Annotated in this window: 21 protein-coding genes and 1 pseudogene; 16 read left to right on the top strand and 6 right to left on the bottom strand. The window is 57.7% G+C overall.

Translation table 11 applies throughout. The features are described from left to right. Positions 1 to 101: 101 nt before the first annotated feature. Positions 102 to 356, top strand: a complete 255-nt coding sequence (locus tag ACNANG_RS17005; protein ID WP_420223977.1) for a hypothetical protein — start codon at positions 102 to 104, stop codon at positions 354 to 356. 81 nt (positions 357 to 437) lie between these two features. Here ACNANG_RS17005 and pgi read toward each other — a convergent pair whose 3' ends face one another. Together pgi and ACNANG_RS16995 are read right to left on the bottom strand one after the other, a co-directional pair. Continuing rightward, positions 438 to 2,027 carry a glucose-6-phosphate isomerase gene (pgi, locus tag ACNANG_RS17000; protein ID WP_420223976.1) on the bottom strand — a complete coding sequence of 530 codons (1,590 nt, stop codon included), beginning with the start codon at positions 2,025 to 2,027 and terminating at the stop codon, positions 438 to 440. Between the two features lie 35 nt (positions 2,028 to 2,062). Then, complete coding sequence (locus ACNANG_RS16995; protein WP_420223975.1) at positions 2,063 to 3,469, bottom strand: phosphomannomutase/phosphoglucomutase; 1,407 nt, start codon at positions 3,467 to 3,469, stop codon at positions 2,063 to 2,065. 202 nt (positions 3,470 to 3,671) lie between these two features. Between ACNANG_RS16995 and ACNANG_RS16990 the strand changes: the two genes are divergently transcribed. Further along, the gene (locus ACNANG_RS16990) at positions 3,672 to 4,040 is read left to right on the top strand and encodes a VanZ family protein (protein WP_420223974.1); all 369 of its coding nucleotides are present in this window, start codon (positions 3,672 to 3,674) and stop codon (positions 4,038 to 4,040) included. Between the two features lie 44 nt (positions 4,041 to 4,084). Here ACNANG_RS16990 and ACNANG_RS16985 read toward each other — a convergent pair whose 3' ends face one another. From ACNANG_RS16985 to galE, 4 genes are all read right to left on the bottom strand, one after another. Further along, a complete protein-coding gene (locus ACNANG_RS16985; protein WP_420223973.1) occupies positions 4,085 to 4,681 on the bottom strand; it encodes a hypothetical protein in 597 nt (198 codons plus the stop codon). A gap of 355 nt (positions 4,682 to 5,036) precedes the next feature. After that, the gene (locus ACNANG_RS16980; RefSeq protein WP_420223972.1) at positions 5,037 to 7,079 is read right to left on the bottom strand and encodes a YjbH domain-containing protein; all 2,043 of its coding nucleotides are present in this window, start codon (positions 7,077 to 7,079) and stop codon (positions 5,037 to 5,039) included. A 226-nt stretch (positions 7,080 to 7,305) separates the two neighbouring features. Next, positions 7,306 to 7,551: a hypothetical protein gene (locus tag ACNANG_RS16975; RefSeq protein ID WP_420223971.1), complete on the bottom strand. Its 246-nt coding sequence runs from the start codon at positions 7,549 to 7,551 to the stop codon at positions 7,306 to 7,308. Positions 7,552 to 7,706: 155 nt separating this feature from the next. Next, on the bottom strand, positions 7,707 to 8,756 hold the full coding sequence (gene galE, locus ACNANG_RS16970; RefSeq protein WP_420223970.1) for a UDP-glucose 4-epimerase GalE: 1,050 nt from the start codon (positions 8,754 to 8,756) through the stop codon (positions 7,707 to 7,709). A gap of 494 nt (positions 8,757 to 9,250) precedes the next feature. Between galE and wbaP the strand changes: the two genes are divergently transcribed. The 14 genes and pseudogenes from wbaP (at position 9,251) to ACNANG_RS16900 (ending at position 23,112) form a co-directional block, all read left to right on the top strand. Further along, a complete protein-coding gene (wbaP, locus tag ACNANG_RS16965) occupies positions 9,251 to 10,720 on the top strand; it encodes an undecaprenyl-phosphate galactose phosphotransferase WbaP (RefSeq protein WP_420223969.1) in 1,470 nt (489 codons plus the stop codon). A 114-nt stretch (positions 10,721 to 10,834) separates the two neighbouring features. Further along, the gene (gene rfbB / locus ACNANG_RS16960; protein ID WP_420223968.1) at positions 10,835 to 11,926 is read left to right on the top strand and encodes a dTDP-glucose 4,6-dehydratase; all 1,092 of its coding nucleotides are present in this window, start codon (positions 10,835 to 10,837) and stop codon (positions 11,924 to 11,926) included. After that, positions 11,916 to 12,845, top strand: a complete 930-nt coding sequence (rfbD, locus tag ACNANG_RS16955; RefSeq protein WP_420223967.1) for a dTDP-4-dehydrorhamnose reductase — start codon at positions 11,916 to 11,918, stop codon at positions 12,843 to 12,845. Before rfbB ends, rfbD begins: the two co-directional genes overlap by 11 nt. Further along, on the top strand, positions 12,842 to 13,735 hold the full coding sequence (gene rfbA / locus ACNANG_RS16950; protein WP_420223966.1) for a glucose-1-phosphate thymidylyltransferase RfbA: 894 nt from the start codon (positions 12,842 to 12,844) through the stop codon (positions 13,733 to 13,735). The genes rfbD and rfbA overlap by 4 nt, the downstream gene beginning before the upstream one ends. A 2-nt stretch (positions 13,736 to 13,737) precedes the next feature. Further along, positions 13,738 to 14,288, top strand: a pseudogene (rfbC, locus tag ACNANG_RS16945) (dTDP-4-dehydrorhamnose 3,5-epimerase). Positions 14,289 to 14,327: 39 nt separating this feature from the next. Then, entirely contained in the window at positions 14,328 to 15,098 is a 771-nt protein-coding gene (rfbF, locus tag ACNANG_RS16940; RefSeq protein WP_420223965.1) for a glucose-1-phosphate cytidylyltransferase, read from the top strand. Beyond that, on the top strand, positions 15,098 to 16,177 hold the full coding sequence (rfbG, locus tag ACNANG_RS16935; protein ID WP_420223964.1) for a CDP-glucose 4,6-dehydratase: 1,080 nt from the start codon (positions 15,098 to 15,100) through the stop codon (positions 16,175 to 16,177). The genes rfbF and rfbG overlap by 1 nt, the downstream gene beginning before the upstream one ends. A gap of 7 nt (positions 16,178 to 16,184) precedes the next feature. Beyond that, entirely contained in the window at positions 16,185 to 17,498 is a 1,314-nt protein-coding gene (gene rfbH, locus ACNANG_RS16930; protein WP_420223963.1) for a lipopolysaccharide biosynthesis protein RfbH, read from the top strand. Positions 17,499 to 17,550: 52 nt separating this feature from the next. After that, entirely contained in the window at positions 17,551 to 18,612 is a 1,062-nt protein-coding gene (locus ACNANG_RS16925; RefSeq protein ID WP_420223962.1) for an NAD-dependent epimerase/dehydratase family protein, read from the top strand. A 65-nt stretch (positions 18,613 to 18,677) separates the two neighbouring features. After that, positions 18,678 to 19,484 (top strand): transketolase, encoded by an 807-nt coding sequence (locus tag ACNANG_RS16920; protein WP_420223961.1) that lies wholly within the window; start codon positions 18,678 to 18,680, stop codon positions 19,482 to 19,484. After that, positions 19,481 to 20,389, top strand: a complete 909-nt coding sequence (locus tag ACNANG_RS16915; RefSeq protein ID WP_420223960.1) for a transketolase family protein — start codon at positions 19,481 to 19,483, stop codon at positions 20,387 to 20,389. The genes ACNANG_RS16920 and ACNANG_RS16915 overlap by 4 nt, the downstream gene beginning before the upstream one ends. Before the next feature lie 29 nt (positions 20,390 to 20,418). After that, the gene (locus tag ACNANG_RS16910; protein ID WP_420223959.1) at positions 20,419 to 21,642 is read left to right on the top strand and encodes a hypothetical protein; all 1,224 of its coding nucleotides are present in this window, start codon (positions 20,419 to 20,421) and stop codon (positions 21,640 to 21,642) included. 73 nt (positions 21,643 to 21,715) lie between these two features. Then, the gene (locus ACNANG_RS16905; protein ID WP_420223958.1) at positions 21,716 to 22,477 is read left to right on the top strand and encodes a glycosyltransferase; all 762 of its coding nucleotides are present in this window, start codon (positions 21,716 to 21,718) and stop codon (positions 22,475 to 22,477) included. Next, positions 22,474 to 23,112, top strand: a complete 639-nt coding sequence (locus tag ACNANG_RS16900) for an acyltransferase (RefSeq protein ID WP_420223957.1) — start codon at positions 22,474 to 22,476, stop codon at positions 23,110 to 23,112. Before ACNANG_RS16905 ends, ACNANG_RS16900 begins: the two co-directional genes overlap by 4 nt. Positions 23,113 to 23,155 lie beyond the last annotated feature (43 nt).

The raw sequence follows: 23,155 nt of genomic DNA, 5'->3' as shown, positions 1-23,155 counted from the left end.
TCATAATGCCGACAATCAGAAATCACGCGTCGCACGACGACAGGCGTTCAAGCGCCGACATCTAAGCCGCCTGATCAAACCAGAAGCGGATGGAGCAACATATGAAAAGACTTTGGATTCTTGCCGGCATGCTTACGGCATTCAGCGTGTCGGCAGCGACAACTCTCACCAAAACCTACACCGCTGTCAGCGCTTACCCCGCAGGGGCTTGCACCATTGCCGCCAACAATGCGGAACGCGACGGCCGCGTGTGGATGCAGCAAGGCTGGAGCCAGGCTTCGCAAACGCAGTGTTCTTGTCAGAACGCGGGGCTCGAATACCGCTGTGGTTTCGACGTTACGTACTGGCGGCCGTAAGCGCCACACGACTGCCCGCTGCTGATGGTGAAAAGGCATCCTTGGTGGATGCCTTTTTTGCTTATGGACTTTGGGAAGCCACTACTTCCACGCGTCTACCCAGTGCGCCGTTGACACATCATGCGGCATGGATACTCCGCCGTTCAACTCTTCAGCAATCCCCGTGGCCAATACCTTGCCGTATTCCACGCCCCACTGATCGAACGGGTTGATACCCCACACGATTCCTTGCACGAACACCTTGTGTTCATACAGGGCCAGCAAGGCCCCCAGGCTTTGCGCGTTAAGACGCGGCAACACCAGCAAGCTTGACGGGCGACCGCCCGGATGTACCTTGTGACGCGCCAGCCAGGCCGACCGTTCCGGATCCGGCTCGGTCTTCGACACCTCAGGCAGCAGCGTATCGAAGGACTTGCCACGCAGCAGCGCTTCGCGCTGCGCCAGACAGTTGGCCAACAGCAAACGGTGGTGCTCGGCAAACGTGTGGTCAGCTTCGCGGCACACCACGAAGTCAACTGGCGTCGGGTCCGTGCCCTGGTGCAGCCATTGGAAGAACGTGTGCTGCGCATCGGTACCCGACACGCCCCACACCAGCGAACCGGTCGGCACGCTGACGGGCCGGCCGTACACGTCCACTGACTTGCCCAGCGACTCCATATCCAGCTGCTGCAGATAGGGCGCAAGATTCGTCAGGCGCGCGTCATACGCGGCGATGTTCAACGATGGATAACCGAACACATTGCGGTTCACCAGCGCCGTCAAGGCAAGCTGCACGGGCGCGTTCTCGCTGATCGGCGCGCTGGCAAAGTGCGCGTCCATCTCGGCAGCGCCCTGCAACAGGCCATCCAGCGTTTCAACGCCTAGCGCCAATGCGATCGGCAAACCGATGGACGACCATACGGAATACCGGCCACCCGCCCAGTCCCACAGCTTGAAGACGTGCTCGTCGCTGATGCCCAGCCTGGCCGCACCCGCCACATTCGACGTCACCGCCACCATGTGCGCATTCACGTCCTGCACACCGCCGGCGCGCAACCATTCGATCGCGCGTTCGGCATTGCGCAGCGTCTCGATCGTGTTGAACGATTTGGACGATACGATGAACAGCGTGTGCAGCGGATCCAGACCGAGCAGGCCCGCTTCGATCGCATGGCCATCGATGTTCGACACGAAGCGCATGTCGCGCCGCGTGCCGGCATTGCCCAGTGCACTGACGACCAGACGCGGACCCCAGTCACTGCCGCCAATGCCGATGTTCACGACATGCCTGTAGCGCCCTTCCGCATCGGCACGCCGCACGAAGCTGCGCACACGCTCGCGCTCGGTCGCAACCTGGCCCGCCACGCGCAACGATGCATCCGGGCTGCGCAAGGCGGTATGCCAGGCAGGCCGCGCTTCCGTGCAATTGGCCATGCCGCCTTCCAGCAGGCATGCCCGCGCAGCATCCAAGCCCCGCTCCGCCAGCAAGGCTTCGCCCGCCGCCATCAACGCGGGCGACTGCGCTTGCGCGCTCAGGTCCACCGCGACGTGCGGCGCCTGCACGATGCGCAATGTGCTTGCGGTCAGGTCCGCATGCTGCGCCGACACGACGAATTGCCGCCACGCCTGCGTGTCCGCCAATGGCGCGGGCGCAGTGTCCGCGCGCCACAAGGCGGCCGTTGCGCCGGTCATTCCTGCCTCATTCGATCCCGACATCCTTCGAGACCTCAGAAAGGCAGCACGGCATCGGGCGCCACGCGCAGCAGCTGCGAGCGGAAGTCAGCCTGGATACGCGCCATGGCAGCGTCATCGTCGGCTTCAAAACGGATCACCACCACGGGCGTCGTGTTCGACGGACGGGCCAGCGCAAAGCCGTCCTTGTACTCCACTCGCACGCCGTCAATCGTGATCACCTCCCGCGCACCAGCAAACTTGCCTTGTTCGTTCAGTCGCTTTACCACATTGAACTGCTCGCCTTCGGCCGTTTCCAGCTTCAGTTCAGGCGTCGACGTGGCGCAAGGCAGGGCCTCGAGCACGGCCGATGCGTTAGGGCTCTTCGAGAGGATCTCGAGCAGCCGCGCGCCCGTGTACAGGCCGTCGTCAAACCCGAACCAACGGTCCTTGAAGAAGATGTGCCCGCTCATCTCGCCCGCCAGCGGCGCCCCAGTTTCCTTCAGCTTGGCCTTGACCAGCGAATGGCCGGTCTTCCACATCAGCGGCTTGCCGCCCGCGGCGCGAACCTCTTCAGCCACGTAACGGCTGCACTTCACGTCGTAAATGATTTCAGCGCCCGGATTGCGCGACAGCACGTCGCGTGCGTACAGGATCAACTGACGATCCGGCCAGATGATCTCGCCACCCTTCGTCACCACGCCCAGGCGATCGCCGTCGCCGTCGAATGCCAGGCCCAGTTCGCAGTCCGTCTCTTCCAGACAGCGAATCAGGTCTTCCAGATTGTGCGGGTCGGCAGGGTCCGGATGGTGGTTCGGGAAATTGCCATCCACATCGCAGAACAGCTCGGTCACTTCGCAACCCAGTGCACGGAACAGTCGCACAGCAGCCGGGCCGGCCACGCCATTGCCGCAGTCCACGGCAATCTTCATGGGGCGCGCCAGCTTCACGTCGCTGACGATGCGTTCCAGATATTCCGGCACGACGTCCACTTCGGTACGCGTACCGCGGGCATGCGCCGTTTGTGGCATGTTCTCCAGCATGTGCGGACGCAGGCCCGTAATGGCATCGCCATACAGCGTGACACCCGCCATCATCATCTTGAAGCCGTTGTACTCAGGCGGATTGTGGCTGCCCGTAATGGCAACGCCCGTACCCGTCTGGGTCGTGTTCGCGGCAAAGTACACCAGCGGCGTCGGCACCATGCCCACGTCGATCACATCCACGCCGCCCGACAGCAACCCTTCCTGAAGCGCGTCGGAAAGACCCGGGCCGCTCAAGCGGCCATCACGGCCAACGACGACCGCATTCACACCGGCCTGGTGCGCGGCATTGGCCAGCGACGCGCCAAGGCGACGAGCAAATTCAGGACTCAAGGGTGACGGAACGACCCCGCGAATGTCATAGGCCTTGAACGCCGAAGCGGCAATATCGATCGATCCATCAGCAGCGTTAGCCCCCACAAATTTCCCCTGAGTATGTGTAAGTTAGACGGCGATTATCCACGATAGCCATGGCAATCGGCACGCAGGGAGTAACGCCCGGTTACCAGGAACTCAGGGTTACTCCGTAAAGTCCCATACTAAGCGGAACCGCAGTTGATCCGCCTCGTCCAGATGCCCGACTGGGTTGACCGAGGTTCTACGGATGGGCAATAAAGGAGGTATGAAGCATTTGCGAAAAATCTATTTTCTGGCCGCGTTTGCGTTCTTCGCATTGATGATCGGCATTGGTTCGATCCCCAATCAGGCGAACGAACTGTCATCGATCATTCCGGACAAAGTGCTGCACATGGTGGCCTACGGCATCCTGGCCGGGCTGCTGTACTTGGGGCAATCACCCAGCAATCGATTCCGCAGCCGGATCGCCGTATTGGCGATCGGCATCATGGGCGCGCTCGACGAGGGTGTGCAGTCCATGTTCACGTACCGGACCCCAAGCTGGTCCGACTGGTTCTGCGACATTGCCGCGGCGCTGATCGCCGTGGGCGTGCTGCGACTGATGGAGTCGCGGCGGGCGTATCAGCCCGGCTAGGCATAGGCCGACAGCCACGCAGGCAGGGCGCGATGCGCCCCGCGCTACTTGCAGGGCATCCACTCCGTAATGTTGTCCCACCGCGGATTCATCTTTGACACGCTCACCCGCAGCGTTTCGGGCGTGGTGATGTTCACTTGCAGCCGGTCATCCACCACGTTCACGACCACGCCCCGCGCGATCCGGGTGGACGTTGCACCCTGCGTGGTAATGGAACACACCCTGGTACCCGGCACGCCGATCACCGGCAGCAAGACCTTCATCGCCCGCTGACGCTGAACCATGGCCGGTGGCGCCGGATCAATCGGCACTCCGCCAAAAAAGTTGGTTTCCATGCGGATGTTGTCGGGCGCAAAGATGTATACGCCCTTGCCGTGCCGCCTGTCCGCGACCCACAGGCCTTCCGACCGGTCGCCGCGCCAGGGGGATGCCTCACCGAAGATGTACGTACCGGAACCTTCCCGGGCATCGAACACCCAACCGCCGTTGTACTCGTCGCCATTGGCGTAGACCTTGCGGCCCTGCCCTTCCTTGCTGCCGCCCTTGAAGGTGCCGTTGTAATAGGCACCCGACACGCCACGGGCCACGCCGTGGCCTTCGGCGTAGCCGTCCTTGCAGCCGCCCTGGTAGGAGGCTTGCAATTCGGCGTCCCAGACCTTGCAGCTGGGGGCAGCGGGTGGTAGGGGGATACTGGCACGACGGGTGAAGAGGGCCATACGGGCTGGTCGGTTGATGATGCGGCAGGCTCTGCCGGCGAAGGCCCTCCGGTCGTGACCTGCCTTGCGCCCGGGCCCTGCACTCCAGCTGGCGCCCGGGTGCCGACGGGTGCCTGGGTTCCAGCGGCGCCCCGCGTTGCGGCAGGGACCGCGGCGCGAGCAGCACCCGGTGCCGGCGGCGCCGCGTCAGGCAAAGGAATCACCTGTGCAGTCGCCATTGCGCCGGTCAACAACGTCGCCGCCGCGGTCCCAGCCGCCCGAATCGAGAAAAGAACGACCGTCATGGCGCATCCTCCCCGATCAGGTCGCTGAAGCTGCGCAGGCCATCGCCTTCCGTCGCGTTCTGCAGCATGCCGCGCTCGAACTGGTCATACAGATCGCCAGGCGACCGTACCATCGCGCCCACGTCACGCGTCCACGGCTGCAAGCTGAAGTTCGCCGCAGCACCCGTATCCGTTGCCAACATCGTGGCCAACGGAATGCGCATGAACACACCCTTGTCGCGGTAAGGCGACTCGGGCGACCCCGGGCTTTGAATGTCATTCCCGTTCGTCACCGTGTACCAGACGCCCACTTCCATCCCTGACTTGAACGTGCGCTTGACCTCGCCCCGCACGCCCTCGTCCCCGGCAAGGAAACGACCCGCCCGCGCGGTAACGGTCACGCCATCCAGCCACGGCACCCGATGGTGCACCGACATCAGATACGTGTTGGTCCTGTAGTCCAGAAATCCCGTGCCCTTGTAATCACGCTGCTTGAGCATGTCGAACGATCCGTCGACCGCCCAGCGCGATCCCGGCGCCACCCACAGGGCCTGCACGCCCGCACCACCAAACATTTCTTCATAGATACCGGCGGATGCGCGGGTGTAAATCCGCTCGGCAGGCTGCCAGTAGCGGTGGAGCAACGCACGGTCCAGCTTGATCTTGGACGCGCGCTTGTATTTGGCGGCATCGCTTCGCACATGTGGCAGGTCGGAATTGGATTCCTGGACCACGTCAGACACGTTTTCCGACAGCACGGTACGGACTGATCCATCCGCCCACCACCCCTGCGCGATGCGCAAGCGTGCCGAGAAGTCCAGGCCAACGTCGTACTTGAACGCGCCACTGGGGTCGTTCAGATACGTAGAAAAATAGGGACTGATCTGGAACCGGCTCTGGTCGTACGATTCCCGGCGGAAGTTGAACAGGTTGCCGTCCCGATTGAAGGCAAAGTTGGCCTTGGGGCGCTCATAGGCGACCGCGTCCAGCACCTCGTCGATATCGGACGCCTGGGCCGCCGTTTTTGGCGGCGCTGCATAGCGAATGTCGACGTGGGCGGCCAGCGCCTCGCGCGTGGTCAGGCCTGCGAAGTAACGCTGCAGCACCTCTGCATTGCCGAATCGATAAGTGACGCCAGCCAGATCCTGGTTCTCCCAGGTGATCTCCATCGCCTTCGTCTCGAGCGGCGCATAGGCCAGCGCGATACGCGCTGCTCGGCCGATGCCGCGAGACTGATAGCGGAAGCGCTCGCTGGTTAGCGACAGATGCATCGTGCCGTTGCGGTACGCCAGCTTTACGTTGCGGAAGCCTTCATCGTGCAGCGTCGCCAGCATGCCCTGGCGATAGCCGCGGTCTTCGTCCCACTGGGCAGCCGTAGGGCGCGGGGAGTCGCTGTACCAGGCGCCCTTGGCCAGTGGGCCGACTTCATTGATCTTGGGGATGAATTCGCGAGCCTGGAACGGGATGGAGAAGTAGGCGGCGACGGACGGCTTGCCGTATTGGGAGCCGAGTTGCAGGGTGAAGGGGCCTTTGGTGTACTCGACGGCGGCGTTCCATTTCCCAACTGGGCGCGTATTTACGCCTGATTCGACGGAGCCATAGTCGCGAGCGAAGTTCGTGGCGTCTCGCTCAACGACCAACCGCCAGTTAGGAAGGACTTGCGGCGTAAAACGAACACCACCAAAAGCGCCGTCCAGGCGTTTACGTCCATAGCCGGCACTAACATCAAAAACGCCTACGCCGTTCAAGCCAAATTTTTTGTTGGCAACCACGAATTCGCTAGCAAAGATGCTTGTACCGGTGCCCCGATCATCCATCCCTATTGCCACCTGCGGTAGCCAACTGACCCCAAAGGCTCCTTCTTCCAGTAGGCGAACCTTAGCGCCTACCGATTTATCCTTGAAGCTGCCGTAGTCAGGTCCCAGCAAGCCGTCGACTCCGGCGATCTGCGTATACCGAGCCGTCGTTTCTAGCCAAGGCATTGCCTGCAGACTGAAAAAGCCTGCGGTGTACGGCGACGCATGGGTAACACCGATCCGGAACACGCCATCGTCCTGCATGCGCGCGGACGGAGTGTTGATTAGACCGGTAAGTCCATTCTGAGCGGCTTGAGCCCATGAAGAACACGGCATGAGCGCCAACAGGCACGCGAGGTATCCCGAGCGTCGTATAGCCAAAGTTGAATTACCCAACCAAAACCACCAAAAAGATAACAGGCAAAGAAAAGGCGGCCGAAGCCGCCTGTCGCGCAGAAGCTAGCTGCCGCGCAGTCCACGTTGCCGCAGATTAACGACCGCCGTGGTGATGGCTGGTCGTCGTGTCGCTCGAACCCGAAGCAACAGCAGCGATAGCGATGCCAACGGCGAGCACGCCACCAGCAACAGCAGCGCCGGACACGCCAGCGATACCACCCGCGCCGATACCAGCAGCAGAGCCGCCAGCAGCAGGAGCAGGAGCAGCAGGTTGCTGAGCAACAGCAGCAACGCTGAACAGAGCAGCAGCCGCGAATGCAGCGATCTGAGTCAGTTTCATGGGTAAATCCCCCTATTTGTTGAGAAGCACCCCGCCGGATAGCGACGCGCATACACGGAAATCCGAGTGTTGATCATACCGGGGAACCCCTCAAGCGTAAACATGGCGTGTAAGCCAGACGGGCTAAGCCTCCAAAAAATTTGTATCAGAGACCGCTATGCAACATCTCCCCCTACGCTATACCCGTCAGGGTTCTGGCGCTGCCAATTCCAGCCGTCACGGCACATGTCGTCAAGCGAACGCTCCGCTGTCCAGCCTAGCAAGCGCTCCGCTTCGGATGCGTCAGCCCAGAACTGTGGCAGATCCCCCGCTCGCCGATCCATCATCGCCACTGGAATCTGCTTTCCAGAGGCTGCTTCGAATGCCTTCACCATCTGCAGCACGCTGGTTCCTTGCCCGGTGCCCAGGTTGACCGGAAGAAAGCCTGTCTGTTCAACAGCTACCCTGACCGCCTTCACATGGCCGACTGCCAGATCCACCACGTGCAGGTAATCGCGAACACCCGTTCCATCGACCGTTTCATAGTCATTGCCAAACACCCGCAGACGCTCGAGTTTGCCGACGGCGACCTGCGTCAGGAAAGGGAACAGATTATTCGGTATGCCCTTGGGGTCTTCGCCCAGCTGTCCACTCGGATGCGCGCCAATCGGATTGAAATAACGCAAGGTGACTGCTGAAAATGCGGGATTCGACGCACACACATCAGCCAGCATCTGTTCGACCATGAATTTGGTCCAGCCGTACGGGTTCGTTGGCTTTTGGGGATGCTGTTCCGTATAGGGAAGGAACTGCGGGTCACCATAAACCGTTGCAGATGAGCTGAAAATGATTGAATGGACACCTGCAGCCAACATGGCCGACAACAGTGTGCGTGTTCCGCCCACATTGTTGTCGTAGTAGCGCAAGGGGTCCTGAACAGACTCACCCACCGCTTTCAACGCTGCAAAGTGAATCACGGCGGCTATTGGTTCGCCGTCGTTGACAGCGTTATCAAATACCGCCTTGACTGCTTCCTGATCGCGGATATCTGCTTCGACAAACGGCACATCCACACCCGTCAGCAGTTTGACCCTGCGAAGCACTTCCACATCACTATTGGAAAGGTTGTCCAAGACAATCGGGGCATACCCCGCTGCAATCAATTCCACCAAGGTATGGCTGCCGATATACCCCGCACCACCCGTCACCAACAACTTCTTCTGCATTTTGATCCGTCCCGAATTAGGCTCGATGATATTCGATGCTTCGCAGCCTAAACACCACACGTACTAAGGCCTACATCCAGGTAGAGCACCGCGCAAGCAGTCGGAATGACCTGCCCGGCCGGCACCGGGATGCGACCTATACTGCCAAGGGATGATGGTACTTTCCCGATGCCATCCTTGCGTCTGCCTGTCAACTCGATCGCTCAAGCGGTTTCACTATGTTGCAAACACTGTCTCGAGCCCGCAGACCATACGAATTACGTTCTAGGCTAAAATCCGTTGTTGCAGATGGGCGCTCCTTGGGTGAGCGCTTTTATTGCTTATGGGTCATTGCGAGAGCGCTTGACACGTTCTCAGCGACTGGCAGCAGTGCAGTTGCGCCTGAGCTGCGATGGCCCGCGACACATTGCTGCTCCGACTACCCGGCGATACGCGGATGAGATCGTTGTGAATTTAATAGGCGTCAGCGTGCGTCGATGGTTTGAGACCTCATTATGAAAGCAGAACTATTCAGTCCCTTGCAAAGCGGCTCGCGCCTCAACGCGCGATGGATTAACAAGTACGCTTTGTGCCTGACTGATTTGGTGAGCTTCTTGGCAGCCTTTTGTTTCGGTGCTCTGGCGCTGGCGGGAGCCACGTCTGCTGGTTTTACCTCCGCCTGGATCGGCATTAACAGCAGCAATATCTTTTCTTCGCTGTTGACCCATTCGGCATTTGTTATTTCTGCCGTGCTCTGGTTTTGGGGAAGCGCACGGCATTATGCCTACCGAAAACCTTTCTGGAGCGAATTGCACGAGGTATTGTCCACGCTCGTTCTCGTTGCATTTCTGGAATTGGCTTTCATTGCCCTTATTGGCTGGCAGTTTTCACGGGTCTGGTGGTTCACGACTTGGGTCAGTGCGATGATGTGCGTGCCGTTGGGGCGCTGGGCGATCAAGACCGTCCTTACTGGCGCGGGATATTGGAAGAAACCAACGCTGATCGTGGGTACCGGTGAAAATGCCAGGGAAGCGTGCCTTGCCTTGCGTAGCCAACCTTTGATGGGCTTGGATGTCATTGCGTACGTATCGCCCGCCGAATCGTTGGGTTCGCAAACACTGACCAGCGTTCCCATTCTGAACGGCTTCAACGCCAGCAGTTTCAACTTGCTGGCCGACGTGAAAGTCGTCATCGCGCTCGAACATCACGAACATCATCTGCGCGACCGTTGGATTCGCGATCTGACCCGCCACGGAATACGAGACATTTCCGTCATTCCAGCCATGCGCGGCGTGCCTCTCTATGGCGCTGAAATGTCTCATTTCTTCAGCCACGAAGTGCTGATGCTGCGTCTGAACACCAACCTGAAGCGCACTGCTTCGCGCGTCATCAAACGATCGTTCGACATCATTTTTTCCTCGCTGTTGCTTCTCATCCTGTCTCCTGTGTTGGCTTACTTCGCTTACAAGGTACGGGAAGACGGCGGCAATGCGTTCTACGGCCATACACGCATCGGCCAGAACGGGAAGAAATTCAGCTGTCTGAAGCTTCGCTCCATGGTGCTGAATTCGGAAGAGGTGCTCCGCAATCTCCTGGCCAATGACGCTGCGGCGCGCGAAGAATGGAACCTTGACTTCAAGCTCAAGAATGATCCTCGCATTACCAAGATCGGCGGATTTCTGCGTCGCACGAGCCTGGACGAGTTGCCCCAACTCTGGAATGTGTTGAAGGGCGAAATGAGCCTGGTCGGGCCACGTCCGATCGTGGAAGCCGAACTGGCGCGGTATGCCGACGACGCAGACTATTACATGATGGTCAAACCGGGCATGACCGGCCTTTGGCAGATCAGCGGACGCAACAACATCGACTATGCGACACGTGTCTATCTGGACGCGTGGTATGTCAAGAATTGGTCGCTGTTCTATGACGTCGCCATCCTGTTCAAGACGGCTGGGGTGGTGCTCCAGCGGGACGGAGCCTATTAGGGCCTGACGTCATCACCGGCTGATTCTGACGAATCCGCCTATTTCCAAACAAACACATGGACGCGGCTGCGTCGGTGTGTCGCATAACCCGAACGGTCCATCCATATCCACGCAATGAGCTATCAGCCCAAAAACATTCTCGTCACTGGCGGTGCCGGATTCATCGGTTCCAATTTCGTGCGCTACCTCCTTGGCGCTGCCAAAGACGTCAAGGTTGTCAACCTTGATCTGCTGACTTACGCAGGCAACCCCGACAACCTCAAGGGGATGGAGGGCGAAGATCGGCATATTCTGGTGCAGGGCGATATCTGCGATCGCACATTAGTGGATCGCCTGCTTCGTGAGCACGCCATTGACACCGTGGTTCACTTCGCGGCCGAGAGTCATGTCGACCGGTCGATTACCGCACCCGGCGAGTTCGTGCGAACCAACATCGAAGGCACCTACTGCCTGCTGGAGGCCTGCCGGCAGTTCTGGCAGACCGAACAGAAGCTGGACAAGGACGTCCTGCAGCAAACGCGCCGCTTTCATCACATCTCGACCGACGAGGTGTATGGCACGCTGGAACTGGATGACCCGGCCTTTACCGAAGAAACCCCGTTTGCTCCGAATTCACCTTATTCGGCCAGCAAGGCAGCCAGCGACCATCTGGTCCGGGCGTATTTCCATACCTATGGACTGCCAGTCACGACGACCAACTGCTCGAACAACTACGGCTTCTATCACTTCCCCGAGAAGCTCATTCCGTTGGTCATTTTGAATGCCCTGGGACAAAAGCCACTGCCTATCTACGGAGACGGCCAGAATGTGCGTGATTGGTTGTTCGTTGCCGATCACGCGAGCGCGATCCATCGCGTGATCCAGTCCGGCCGGCTTGGCGAAACCTATAACGTGGGCGGCTGGAACGAGAAAACCAACCTGGAAGTCGTTGGCACGATCTGCTCGTTGCTGGACGAACTCAAGCCACGCGTAGACAAGGTCTCATACGCGGAACAGATCACGTTCGTCAAAGACCGGCCCGGGCACGACCGCCGGTATGCCATCGACGCCACCAAGCTGGAACGCGAGTTGGGCTGGCGCCCGGCAGAAACGTTCGAGACCGGCATGCGCAAGACGATCGAGTGGTACCTGGCCAATCAGGCCTGGTTGACCAACGTCGTCAGCGGCGACTATCGCAAGTGGGTGGAAAAGCAATATGGCGCTTGAGTCCCCTACCCTGCTCGTCATCGGCCAGAAGGGCCAGCTCGGGTTCGAGCTCATGCGCGCGCTGCAACCGTTGGGCCAGGTCACCGGGGTCGACCGGTCAACGTGCGATCTGACAGATGCCGCGGCGGTCGACCAGCTTGTGGCGACCCTTAGGCCGACCGTGATCGTCAACGCGGCTGCCTACACCGCGGTGGACAAAGCAGAAAGCGATCAGGACCAGGCCCACCTCGTCAACGCCAAGGCGGTCGAAGCACTTGCGCGATCGGCTGCAAAGATCGGCGCATTGCTGGTGCACTATTCGACCGATTACGTGTTCGACGGGTCGAAGACAAGTGCCTATACGGAAGACGACGCCACCAGCCCGGTCAATGTGTATGGTGCCAGCAAGCTGGCGGGTGAACAGGCAATCGCAGCCGAACATCGCGAACATCTGATCTTCCGCACGACATGGGTCTTCGGTGCGCATGGCGGCAATTTCGCGAAGACGATGCTGAAGCTGGCGGGCGCCCGCGACAGCCTCAACGTCATCGCCGACCAGCATGGCGTGCCGACCAGCGCGGCACTGATTGCCGACGTCAGCGCGCACATCATTGCGCGGTACCTTGCAGCACGTGCCGCAGGCACGGCGTCGGGCACGTTCCCCTTCGGCCTCTATAACCTGACGGCCAAAGGTGAAACCACATGGCACGCCTACGCAAGCAAGGTGATTGCCGAAGGCATTGCCGCCGGGCTGGAACTCAAGGCATCGCCCGAGCGTGTCCATCCGATCCCGACGTCCGACTATCCGACGCCGGCCAAGCGGCCACATAACTCCCGATTGTCGTGCGACAAGCTCGAGTCGACCTTCGGCATTCGCCTTCCTGACTGGACCGTGCACGTCGAAAGCACCGTCAAACTTCTCGCAGAGCTGAAACAATGATCAAGGCAGCAACGTCTCCCACCCGCAAGGGCATCATCCTGGCGGGCGGTTCCGGCACGCGCCTGTACCCGATCACGCAGGCGGTGTCCAAGCAGCTGATGCCGATCTATGACAAGCCAATGATCTATTACCCATTGGCGACGCTCATGCTGTCGGGCATTCGCGACATCCTGATCATCTCGACGCCGCAAGATACCCCGCGGTTCTCCGACCTGCTGGGCGACGGCGCGCAATGGGGGCTGAATATCCAGTACCAGGTGCAGCCGTCACCGGATGGTCTTGCCCAGGCATTCGTGCTGGGTCGGGATTTCGTGGGCAACGCGCCTTCGTCGCTGATCCTGGGCGACAACATTTTCTATGGCCATGATCTCGTCAAACAGTTGGAAAGCGCCAACGCGCGTACCGATGGCGCCACCGTTTTTGCTTATCACGTTCACGATCCGGAACGCTACGGCGTTGTCGAATTCAATGATGAATTCAGGGCGCTGAGCATTGAAGAAAAGCCGGTCAAGCCACGCAGCAACTATGCGGTGACAGGTCTCTACTTCTACGACAACACGGTGTGCGATATTGCCGCCGACATTGCGCCATCGCCACGCGGCGAGTACGAAATAACCGATGTGAACAAGCGCTATCTTGAGAACAAGTCGCTGAACGTCGAGATCATGGGCCGGGGCTTTGCCTGGCTTGATACCGGCACGCACGACTCCTTGCTTGAGGCAAGCAGCTTTATCGCGACGCTGCAAAAGCGGCAGGGCCTGATGGTTGCCTGCCCGGAGGAAATTTCCTTCCGCAACGGTTGGATCGGCGCCGATGACGTCGCAAAGCTTGCAAAGCCCTTGGCCAAGAATGGCTACGGACAGTACCTTCAAAAACTTATCGCCAGCTGATCATGCCCTACACCGTCACTGCCACCGAACTTCCCGAAGTCCTGATCCTGGAGCCAAAGGTTTTCGGCGATTCCCGCGGATTCTTCTACGAAAGCTTCAACGCGCGCGACTTCGAGAAGTGCACTGGCCTGAAAAAGAATTCGTTCAGGACAACCATTCCAAGTCGTCACGCAATGTTTTGCGTGGCTTGCACTACCAGATTCAGCACCCGCAGGGGAAGCTGGTGCGCGTGGTTGAGGGCGAAGTCTTCGACGTCGCGGTGGACCTGCGCAAAAGCTCGCCAAACTTCGGCAAGTGGGTCGGCGTCACGCTGAGCGCCGAAAACAATCGGCAACTGTGGGTGCCCGAAGGGTTCGCCCATGGATTCGTCGTCGTGTCCGAGAGCGCACAGTTCTTGTACAAGACAACCGACTACTGGTACCCCGAATTCGAGCGCTCCCTGCTCTGGTCCGACGCTTCGGTGGGGATTCAGTGGCCACTTTCGGGTGACCCTTCGCTTGCGGCTAAAGACGCCAGCGGCAAGCCCCTGAGCGAAGCTGACTGTTTTGAATGATGGCCATCGGCCAACCACAGATAACTTGAGAACTGAACGATGAAAGCTGTCATTCTTGCCGGTGGTCTCGGCACCCGCATCAGCGAAGAAACCTCTGTCAAACCCAAGCCGATGGTCGAAGTGGGCGGCAAGCCCATCCTTTGGCACATCATGAAAATCTACTCCCACTACGGGATCAACGATTTCGTGATCTGCTGCGGCTACAAGGGTTACGTGATCAAGGAATACTTCGCCAATTACTTCCTTCACATGTCGGACGTCACGTTCGACATGTCGACGAACCAGATGGAAGTGCACCAGCGCTTCGCCGAATCCTGGAAAGTCACGCTGGTCGACACTGGCGAGAATTCCATGACGGGCGGCCGCCTGGGCCGTGTCAAGGATTACGTCAAAGACGAAGATGCGTTCTGCTTCACCTATGGCGATGGCGTTGCGGACGTGGATATTGGCGAATTGGTCGACTTCCACAAGAAATCGGGCACCAAGGCCACTTTGACCGCCACCTACCCTCCTGGCCGATTCGGCGCGTTGGATATCCGTGGTGACAAGGTCAAATCCTTTACTGAAAAGCCCAAGGGCGACGGCGGCCTGATCAACGGCGGCTTCTTCGTCCTGTCTCCCAAGGTGCTGGACCTGATCACTGGCGACGACTGCGTCTGGGAGCGCGAGCCACTTGAAGCCCTGGCAGCCCAAGGCGAACTGGCCGCGTACGCGCATGATGGATTCTGGCAGCCCATGGACACCCTGCGTGACAAGGTCTACCTCGAAGAACTCTGGCAATCCGGCAAAGCGCCCTGGAAGAAGTGGTAATGAATCCGACATTCTGGAAAGGCAAACGGGTCTTCATGACCGGCCATACGGGGTTCAAGGGAAGCTGGCTGTCGCTTTGGCTGCAATCCCTGGGCGCCGACGTCACGGGCTTTTCGCTGCCCCCCGATTCCGAGCCGAATCTCTTCCAACGCGCGAACGTAGCGGAAGGCATGAATTCGCAGATCGGCGACATTCGCGACCTGGCAGCGATGCAGGCAGCGATCAAGGCTGCTCAGCCCGAGATCGTCATTCACATGGCGGCCCAGGCCCTGGTCCGCTACTCCTATGTGAATCCCGTCGAGACCTACGCGACGAACGTGATGGGCACGGTGCACTTGCTCGAAGCGGTCCGTCAGACCGAGGGCGTGAAGTCCGTTGTGATCGTCACCAGCGACAAATGCTACGAGAACAAGGAATGGCTCTGGGGCTATCGTGAAAACGAGCCGATGGGCGGATACGATCCCTACAGCAACAGCAAGGGATGTTCCGAACTCGTCACCAGCGCCTATCGCAACTCGTTCTTCAATCCGGACGACTACGCACGCCACGGTGTCGCCGTGGGAAGCGGACGCGCGGGCAATGTCATCGGCGGCGGCGACTGGGCTCAGGACCGACTGATCCCTGACATGATGCGGGCGATTGCGTCCGGGCAATCGGTGCACATCCGCAGCCCCCACGCCATCCGTCCGTGGCAACATGTACTGGAGCCGCTCAGCGGTTATCTGACGCTGGCAGAACGCCTTTACAACGAAGGCATCGCCTTCGCCGACGGCTGGAACTTCGGCCCCGAAGATTCGGACACCCAGCCCGTCCAATGGATCGTCGAGCGCCTGACGTCCACCTGGGGCGCCGGCGCAAGCTGGGAACTGGACAAGAACCCGCAGCCTCACGAAGCGACCTTCCTGAAGTTGGACTGCTCGAAGGCCAGAAGCCAGTTGGGGTGGCGTCCACAGTGGACCCTGCCCACGACGATCGACAAGATCGTCGAATGGTTCAAGGCCGCGCAGCAAGGCGCCGATATGCGCGCGCTGACCCTTACACAAATCGATTCGTATCAAACATCCCTTTTGAAGGCATGAGAGCACCATGAGCAAAGAACAGATTCGCGAGCAAATCATCCAGCTCGTCGGCCAATATGGTGCCTTGTCCACCGCCGCGAAAGAATTCGTACCGGGCGTGTCCGTTGTGCCCCCGTCGGGCAAGGTCATTGGCGCGCCCGAACTGCAACTGATGGTCGACGCGTCCCTGGATGGATGGCTCACCACCGGCCGCTTCAACGACATGTTCGAAGCCCGTCTGGCCAAGTTTCTGGGCGTCAATCATGTCATGACGGTCAACTCGGGTTCGTCGGCCAACCTGGTCGCGTTCTCGACCCTGACGTCCCACAAGCTGGGCGACCGCGCCGTCAAGCCGGGTGATGAAGTCATCAGCGTTGCCGCGGGCTTCCCGACCACCGTCAACCCGATCCTGCAGTTCGGCGCCGTGCCCGTGTTCGTCGATGTCAAGATGGGTACCTACAACGCTGATGCATCGTTGATCGAAGCGGCCATCACGTCCAAGACCAAGGCGGTCATGATCGCCCATACGCTGGGCAATACGTTCGACCTCGATACGGTTGTCGCACTGTGCAAGAAGCACAATCTGTGGCTGATCGAAGACTGCTGTGACGCACTGGGTACCACCTACAACGGCAAGGTCGTCGGCACCTTTGGCGACATCGCCACGCTCAGCTTCTACCCCGCCCACCACATCACGATGGGCGAAGGCGGCGCTGTCTTCACGAACGACTACGAACTGAAGATGATCGCGGAATCTTTCCGTGACTGGGGCCGTGACTGCTACTGCCCGCCAGGCAAGGACAATACCTGCAACAAGCGCTTCTGCTGGAAGCTGGGCAACCTGCCTGAAGGCTACGATCACAAATACACCTACTCGCATCTTGGCTACAACCTGAAGATTTCCGACATGCAAGCTGCGTGCGCACTTGCGCAGATGGATCGTCTTGAGGGTTTTGTGCAAGCGCGCAAAGACAACTTTGCTTATCTGACCGAAAAGCTCAAGAGCTGCGAAGATTTCCTGATCCTGCCGGAAGCCACGGAGAAGGCCGACCCGTCGTGGTTCGGCTATCCGATCACCGTCAAGGAAGACGCTGGTGTCACCCGCCTGGATCTGACGACCTATCTGGATCAGAACAAGATCGGTACTCGTTTGCTGTTCGCGGGCAACCTGACTCGCCAGCCTTACATGCTCGGTCGTAATTTCCGTGTTTCCGGCGAGCTGACGAACACCGATCGCATCATGAACCAGACGTTCTGGATCGGCCTTTACCCTGGTCTGTCGCGTGAGATGCTCGACTACACGGTCGAGAAGATCGAGACGTTCCTGGGCGTGAACTTCTGATAGTGGCACATGCCGGGCTTCGCGCCCGGCAGCATTGATTCGTGGAAATATAGTGATTGTCAGCAGCATCGCGGAAGACGATTTCCAGCACATCCTGACCCACGGTGCAGGGGTGTGGGACGCGCTCAGAGGCAAGTCGATCTTCCTGACCGGCGCTACCGGCTTCGTCGGCAAGTGGATGTTGGAAGCGCTATGCCGGGCCAACGATGTGCATGAGCTTGGCGTGAAAGCGACTTTGCTGACGCGCAGGCCATCAGCCTTTATTTCCGAGGCACCGCACCTTGCCCGCCATCCGGCCATCGACCTGCTCGAAGGTGATGTCCGCACCTTCACGGCGGACGGGCTGCCTTCGTTCGACTACATCGTTCACGCCGCCACCGACGTATCCGCAGACTCCAGTCCGGCGGCGCATCTTGACGTCTTCGATGTGAATCTGACGGGCACTCGACGCGTCCTTGACCTGGCGCGGCGAGGAGGATGCGAGGGGCTGCTCCTGACAAGTTCTGGCGCCGTCTACGGAAGCGTTCCACCGGACATGCGTCTTACCCCGGAGACTTACACGGGTGGCCCTGATCCAACGCGGTTGGCCTCGGCATACGGGCTTGGAAAGAAGAGTGCCGAGTGGATGGCGATCGCATGCGACAGCGCTTATGACATCCCGGTAAAGATCGCCCGGATATATGCGCTTGCCGGCCCGTACCTTGCGATCGACAAGCATTTTGCGATCGGCAACTTCATCAAGAACAAGCTTGCGTCCGAACCCATCGTGATTCAGGGAGACGGCACGCCTTTCCGTTCATATCTGTACGCGGCAGATCTTGCGTTATGGCTTTGGACCATCCTGGTGAAAGGCAAGCGAGCTGAAGCCTATAACGTCGGATCCGACATGCCGATATCACTGGGGGATCTGGCAAAACGCGTTGCTGACGCAAGCGGCGCGGCCGTGCCGGTGCACATCCGGCAAAGCCCATCTCCAGACAAGCCGGCGCAACAGTACGCACCGGACATCACTAAAGCGCGGACGGACCTGGGTTTGTCCGTCCGCGTTCCGCTGGATGATGCGATAGAAAGAACACTTGCCTGGCATCGCGCAGGTGGCACTCGTGCCGTCTGACCGCCGCAAGCCCGCAACTGAATTGATAGCTGGCCTAACTGCCGGTTTTAAACAAGAGTCTCTACATGGCTGATTTCGATCCCAAGCGCATTCGGAAGACCATTCTGGACATGGCCTATTCGGGCAAGACTGTTCACATCGGCTGCGCCTTTTCCATCGTTGAATTGCTTGCGGTCATGTATCGATCGCACTTGCGATTCCCGGAGAACAACCCCAGGCACGAGCGCAGGGACTACATGGTGCTCAGCAAGGGCCATGGCGTTATGGCGCAATATGCATGTCTGGGCGAAAAAGGTTGGCTGAGTGACGACGCCCTGCACAATTACTTCAAGAACGGCAGCGCGCTGAAGGGTCTTGCCGACACCCATATTCCCGGCGTCGAAGTCACGTCTGGATCATTGGGCCACGGCTTGTCCGTTGGCGCCGGCCTGGCGCTCGCCGCCAAGCTTTCAAAGACAGACCAGAAGTGCTTTGCGATCGTTGGCGACGGTGAAATCAATGAAGGCCCGATTTGGGAAGCCGCATTGTTCGCCACGCACTTCAAGCTGGACAACCTGATCGTAGTCGTCGACGCCAACGGCTTCCAAGCCATGGGCACGACCGATGAAGTCATGGCGCTGGGCAATATCGAATCGAAATTTGCCGCGTTCGGGTTTGACGCCGTGACCATCGACGGTCACGACGAAGCAGCCATTGACCAGACCTTGCGCAAGTTGAGTGACGATCGGAACGGGCGTCCCAAAGCTTTGATCGCGAACACAGTAAAGGGCAAAGGAGTGTCGTTCATGGAACACGACAATATCTGGCACTACACCCGTCTCAATGAGACCACGTACGCCGACGCGATCGCGGAATTGGGAGTCGCAGCATGAGAGACGCCTTCTCCAACGCGCTCGTCGCTGCCGCACAAGCGGATCCACGAGTTCTCCTTCTGACGGGTGATCACGGTTACGCGTTGTTTGACGCTTTCCGCAAAGCCTGCCCCAACCAGTACATCAACTGCGGCATTGCCGAACAGAATATGGTGGGCGTAGCTGCTGGACTGGCCAAGGCAGGGTACCGCCCCGTCGTCTACGGCCTGGCGGCGTTCGTCCCTGTTCGCGTCGTTGAGCAGATCAAGATCGATATCTGCTATGAACAGTTGCCTGTCATCCTGATCGGCGACGGCGCAGGTGTCGTTTACAGCCATCTGGGTGCGAGCCATCAGAGCTTCGAAGACATCAGCGTGCTGCGGCCGATTCCTCACCTTTCAATTTACTCGCCTGCCGACCGCCACGAGTTGACAGCGAGCATGGGCGCAATGCTCGCCTCGAATTCCGCTTGCTACATGCGTATGGGCAAGGCAGATCTAGGCGACATTCATACAAGCATACCGAGGTCAGGACGGGACCTACTTAAGGTGACCGACAGTGGCGAGCAGACGCTAATAGTCGCCACCGGTGCGGGCGTTAGCATCGCTAGGAAAGTGCGTGAAGCGATTGGAGGCGCGGCGATCTATTCCGCCATCAGAGTCAAACCGTTGAGCGCCGACGAAATTTTAACTGCAGCTAACGGCCGCAGTCATATTATAGTGATTGAGGAGCACTCGATATACGGTGGGTTAGCAAGTTCCGTTGCGGAGACTCTGGTGGGTCACTATGTCGGAGCTTTTCAACGTTTTGGGATAAATGATAGGTTCTCGGAAACTTGCGGTGACTATCAACATTTAGTCCATGAGCATAATTTCGACGCATCTTCTATAGCTGAAGCTGTACTCCTAAAGAATAAGCTGTATTAGCAAGTTGACCCCTTGCCGGCCCCTAAAGCATGACGTCGAGGCTTGCCACGCCGATGAACGGCAATATACCAGTTTTAGTGTTACGACTTATAAGCATCCTGCTTCAGCTGGTGTATATCAAGCTCTACACTCATTTTCTCAGCGTCGACGAGTTAGGTCGATACTTCTATTTAATCGCTCTCTCCTACGTAGCCAACGCTTTAATTTTCGTTCCGCTCGATTACTTCCAGCAAGCCAAACTAGTCAAATTCTACGATCAAGCGATACCGGCAAGTTCACTTGTTCGCCTAAACGGTATGGCTTCAATATTAGCTTTGACGTTCCTGCTGTTGGCAGGAATACCATTCTGGTATTTTGGGAAAATAAATGCGTCAGAACTTCCGGAAATATTTCTTTACTCTCTATTGTTGCACATCTGCTCATCGTCGCGAAATCTTCTAAATAACGTTGGCAGGAAGACCTTTGTCGCGGCAATTCTGATAACTGAGACAGGTCTTCGATCCACCTTATTTTGGATATTTGAGAAAATCACTTCTGCGTCGGCAAATACTCTCTTTAAGACATCACTGCTTGCATTACTAATCGAAACCTTGGTCATCGCATTTTTCTTCCGCAAGTTTGTGAATGTCAAGTGGTTCGAGGACGATGTTTTTAGTTTTTCGAAGTCGGTTAGAGAGGCGTACCCGATTTCTTTCTCCGCAGTTTGTAACTGGCTACAAGTTCAATCGTACAGGCTTATTTACGTCACTTTCGGATTCGCCTCTACTGCTGGCGTATATGCAACCGTTGCCAACGTTGGATCCGTTGGCATGAACGCCGTGGCCCAAATCGCGGCGCAAATATTAAATCCACAGCTCTACAGAACTCGCGGCGCATTCTTGAAGAGATACGTTTTTATCAGCCTTCTGTTAGTTGCAAGCGTTCTTATTGGTCTCGCGCTACTAGGTAAGTTCACCCTAAGGATTCTCACCAAACCTGAATTCGAAGCCCATTGGGAGATATTGCTGTTAGGGGCCGCTACCGAAGGATTTAGCTTTATCATCGGAATTCTGACGACGTATCTCACTATAGCCTCGCGGGCAAATGTGCTCATACGCGCAAACCTGCTAGGGGTCTTTTTTGCAGCTGGCGGGTTTTATGCGGTTTATTTATATGACTTTGCAAACTGGTACTTGGTAGGCGTTCCTATTGTTGGATCGCAAGCGGCTGTGTGTACCTACCTTCTCTTTTTGACACGCAAACAATTCCGATAGGCATCTTGTGCTCTGCCCCACAATAACTTTCGTTATCTTTACATACAACGAAGCGAAGCGATTAAATCGCGTCTTGGAAAACTTCGCTCACGTTGGCCCTGTACTCATTGTAGACAATGAGAGCACCGACGAGACGTTAGAAATCGCCAAGCGATATGGCGCCTCAATCTTGATGAACAAGAACGAGGGATGGGTTGAAGATGAGAAGACTGTCCAGCGTGTGAAAGCGGCCGTCCAAACCGAATGGATCTATTGGGCGTTCGCCGATGAACTGGTCGGTCATGAAACGATCGACGCGATTCGGGAAGCCGTGCTCGAAAACAAATACGACATTATCAACGTCGCAAGAAAAAACTACTACTACGGCCGTTTTTGCCACGATGCATTTGCCGACCGAATGAACAGAATATTCAAACCACACGCGATCGACTTTTCCGGGAACGTAATTCATAGCTTTGGCCGGGTAATGGTGCAATCAAGCAGAATAAAATTACTGCCTGATAAATACTATGTTCATCACTTCATCTCGAACGTTGCTAAGTCATATATCTTAACGATGGATCGCTATACCGATCTCCACGCCGCCCCCGGTTTATCTAGGTCTCCGTTAAGATTGCTAGCCTCTTCCTTTAAGTTAGCGTTCGTTCAATTCGTCAAGAATGGCGGTTGGAAAGCAGGTAGAGCGGGCGCTTTCCTAACTGCCAATTGTGCTTTCTACCATTGGATGCTTTCCATGAAATCCTTCGAGTTACGCCATGGTATCGACCGTGACGAGATTGAACGCATCAACGATACGACCCGCGACCGAATACTATTCGAAATGAAAAAAAGATGAGTTCCTTACGAAAGTTAGCTAGATTCCTAGCCAAATCGCGCTTCGAGCAGACCTACATTTTGGCGGGCTTGTTTGCCCGTTTAAAGTCGATCGTCTTTTATAAGGCCCAATTTGGGTCTTTTGGAGCGGGAAGTTGGTTAAAACATCCACGCCAAATAATTTCGCCTCGGAACATCCGTATAGGCAGGAACGTCCGTATTGAAGGCGACGCGATCTTATATTCGGTCGGGAAGTACGGCGCAACTATATACAATGGACAAGTAACACTCGGCGACGGCATCTATATGAACCACAGCTGTAATATCACGTGCGCAGTCGAAGTAAGAGTTGGCGACGAAGTTGCGTTCGGTCCGAACGTCTTCGTCTGCGACTTCGATCACGGGTACCACGATCCCAGCGTCGGTATGATCAACTCCCCTTTGGCCGTTAAAGGACCCGTCATCATTGGAGCCAGATCATGGATAGGAGCGAATGTCTATATAGGCAGTGGTGTCGTGCTCGGGGAACACTGCACAGTTGCGGCAAACAGCGTCGTAACTAAAAGCTTCCCCGCGAACTGCATTATTGCTGGCGTACCAGCCAAACTTATCAAAATATTTGACAGCACCACTCAAACCTGGCAACGCCCGCTCTAAAACCCGCGCCATGCTTTGAATCAATAATCCAATAAATCGGAAA

Origin of the sequence: Pigmentiphaga litoralis (assembly GCF_048632615.1) — a bacterium.
Lineage (GTDB): Bacteria > Pseudomonadota > Gammaproteobacteria > Burkholderiales > Burkholderiaceae_B > Pigmentiphaga > Pigmentiphaga litoralis_B.
This window is presented reverse-complemented; position numbering and strand designations above follow the sequence as displayed.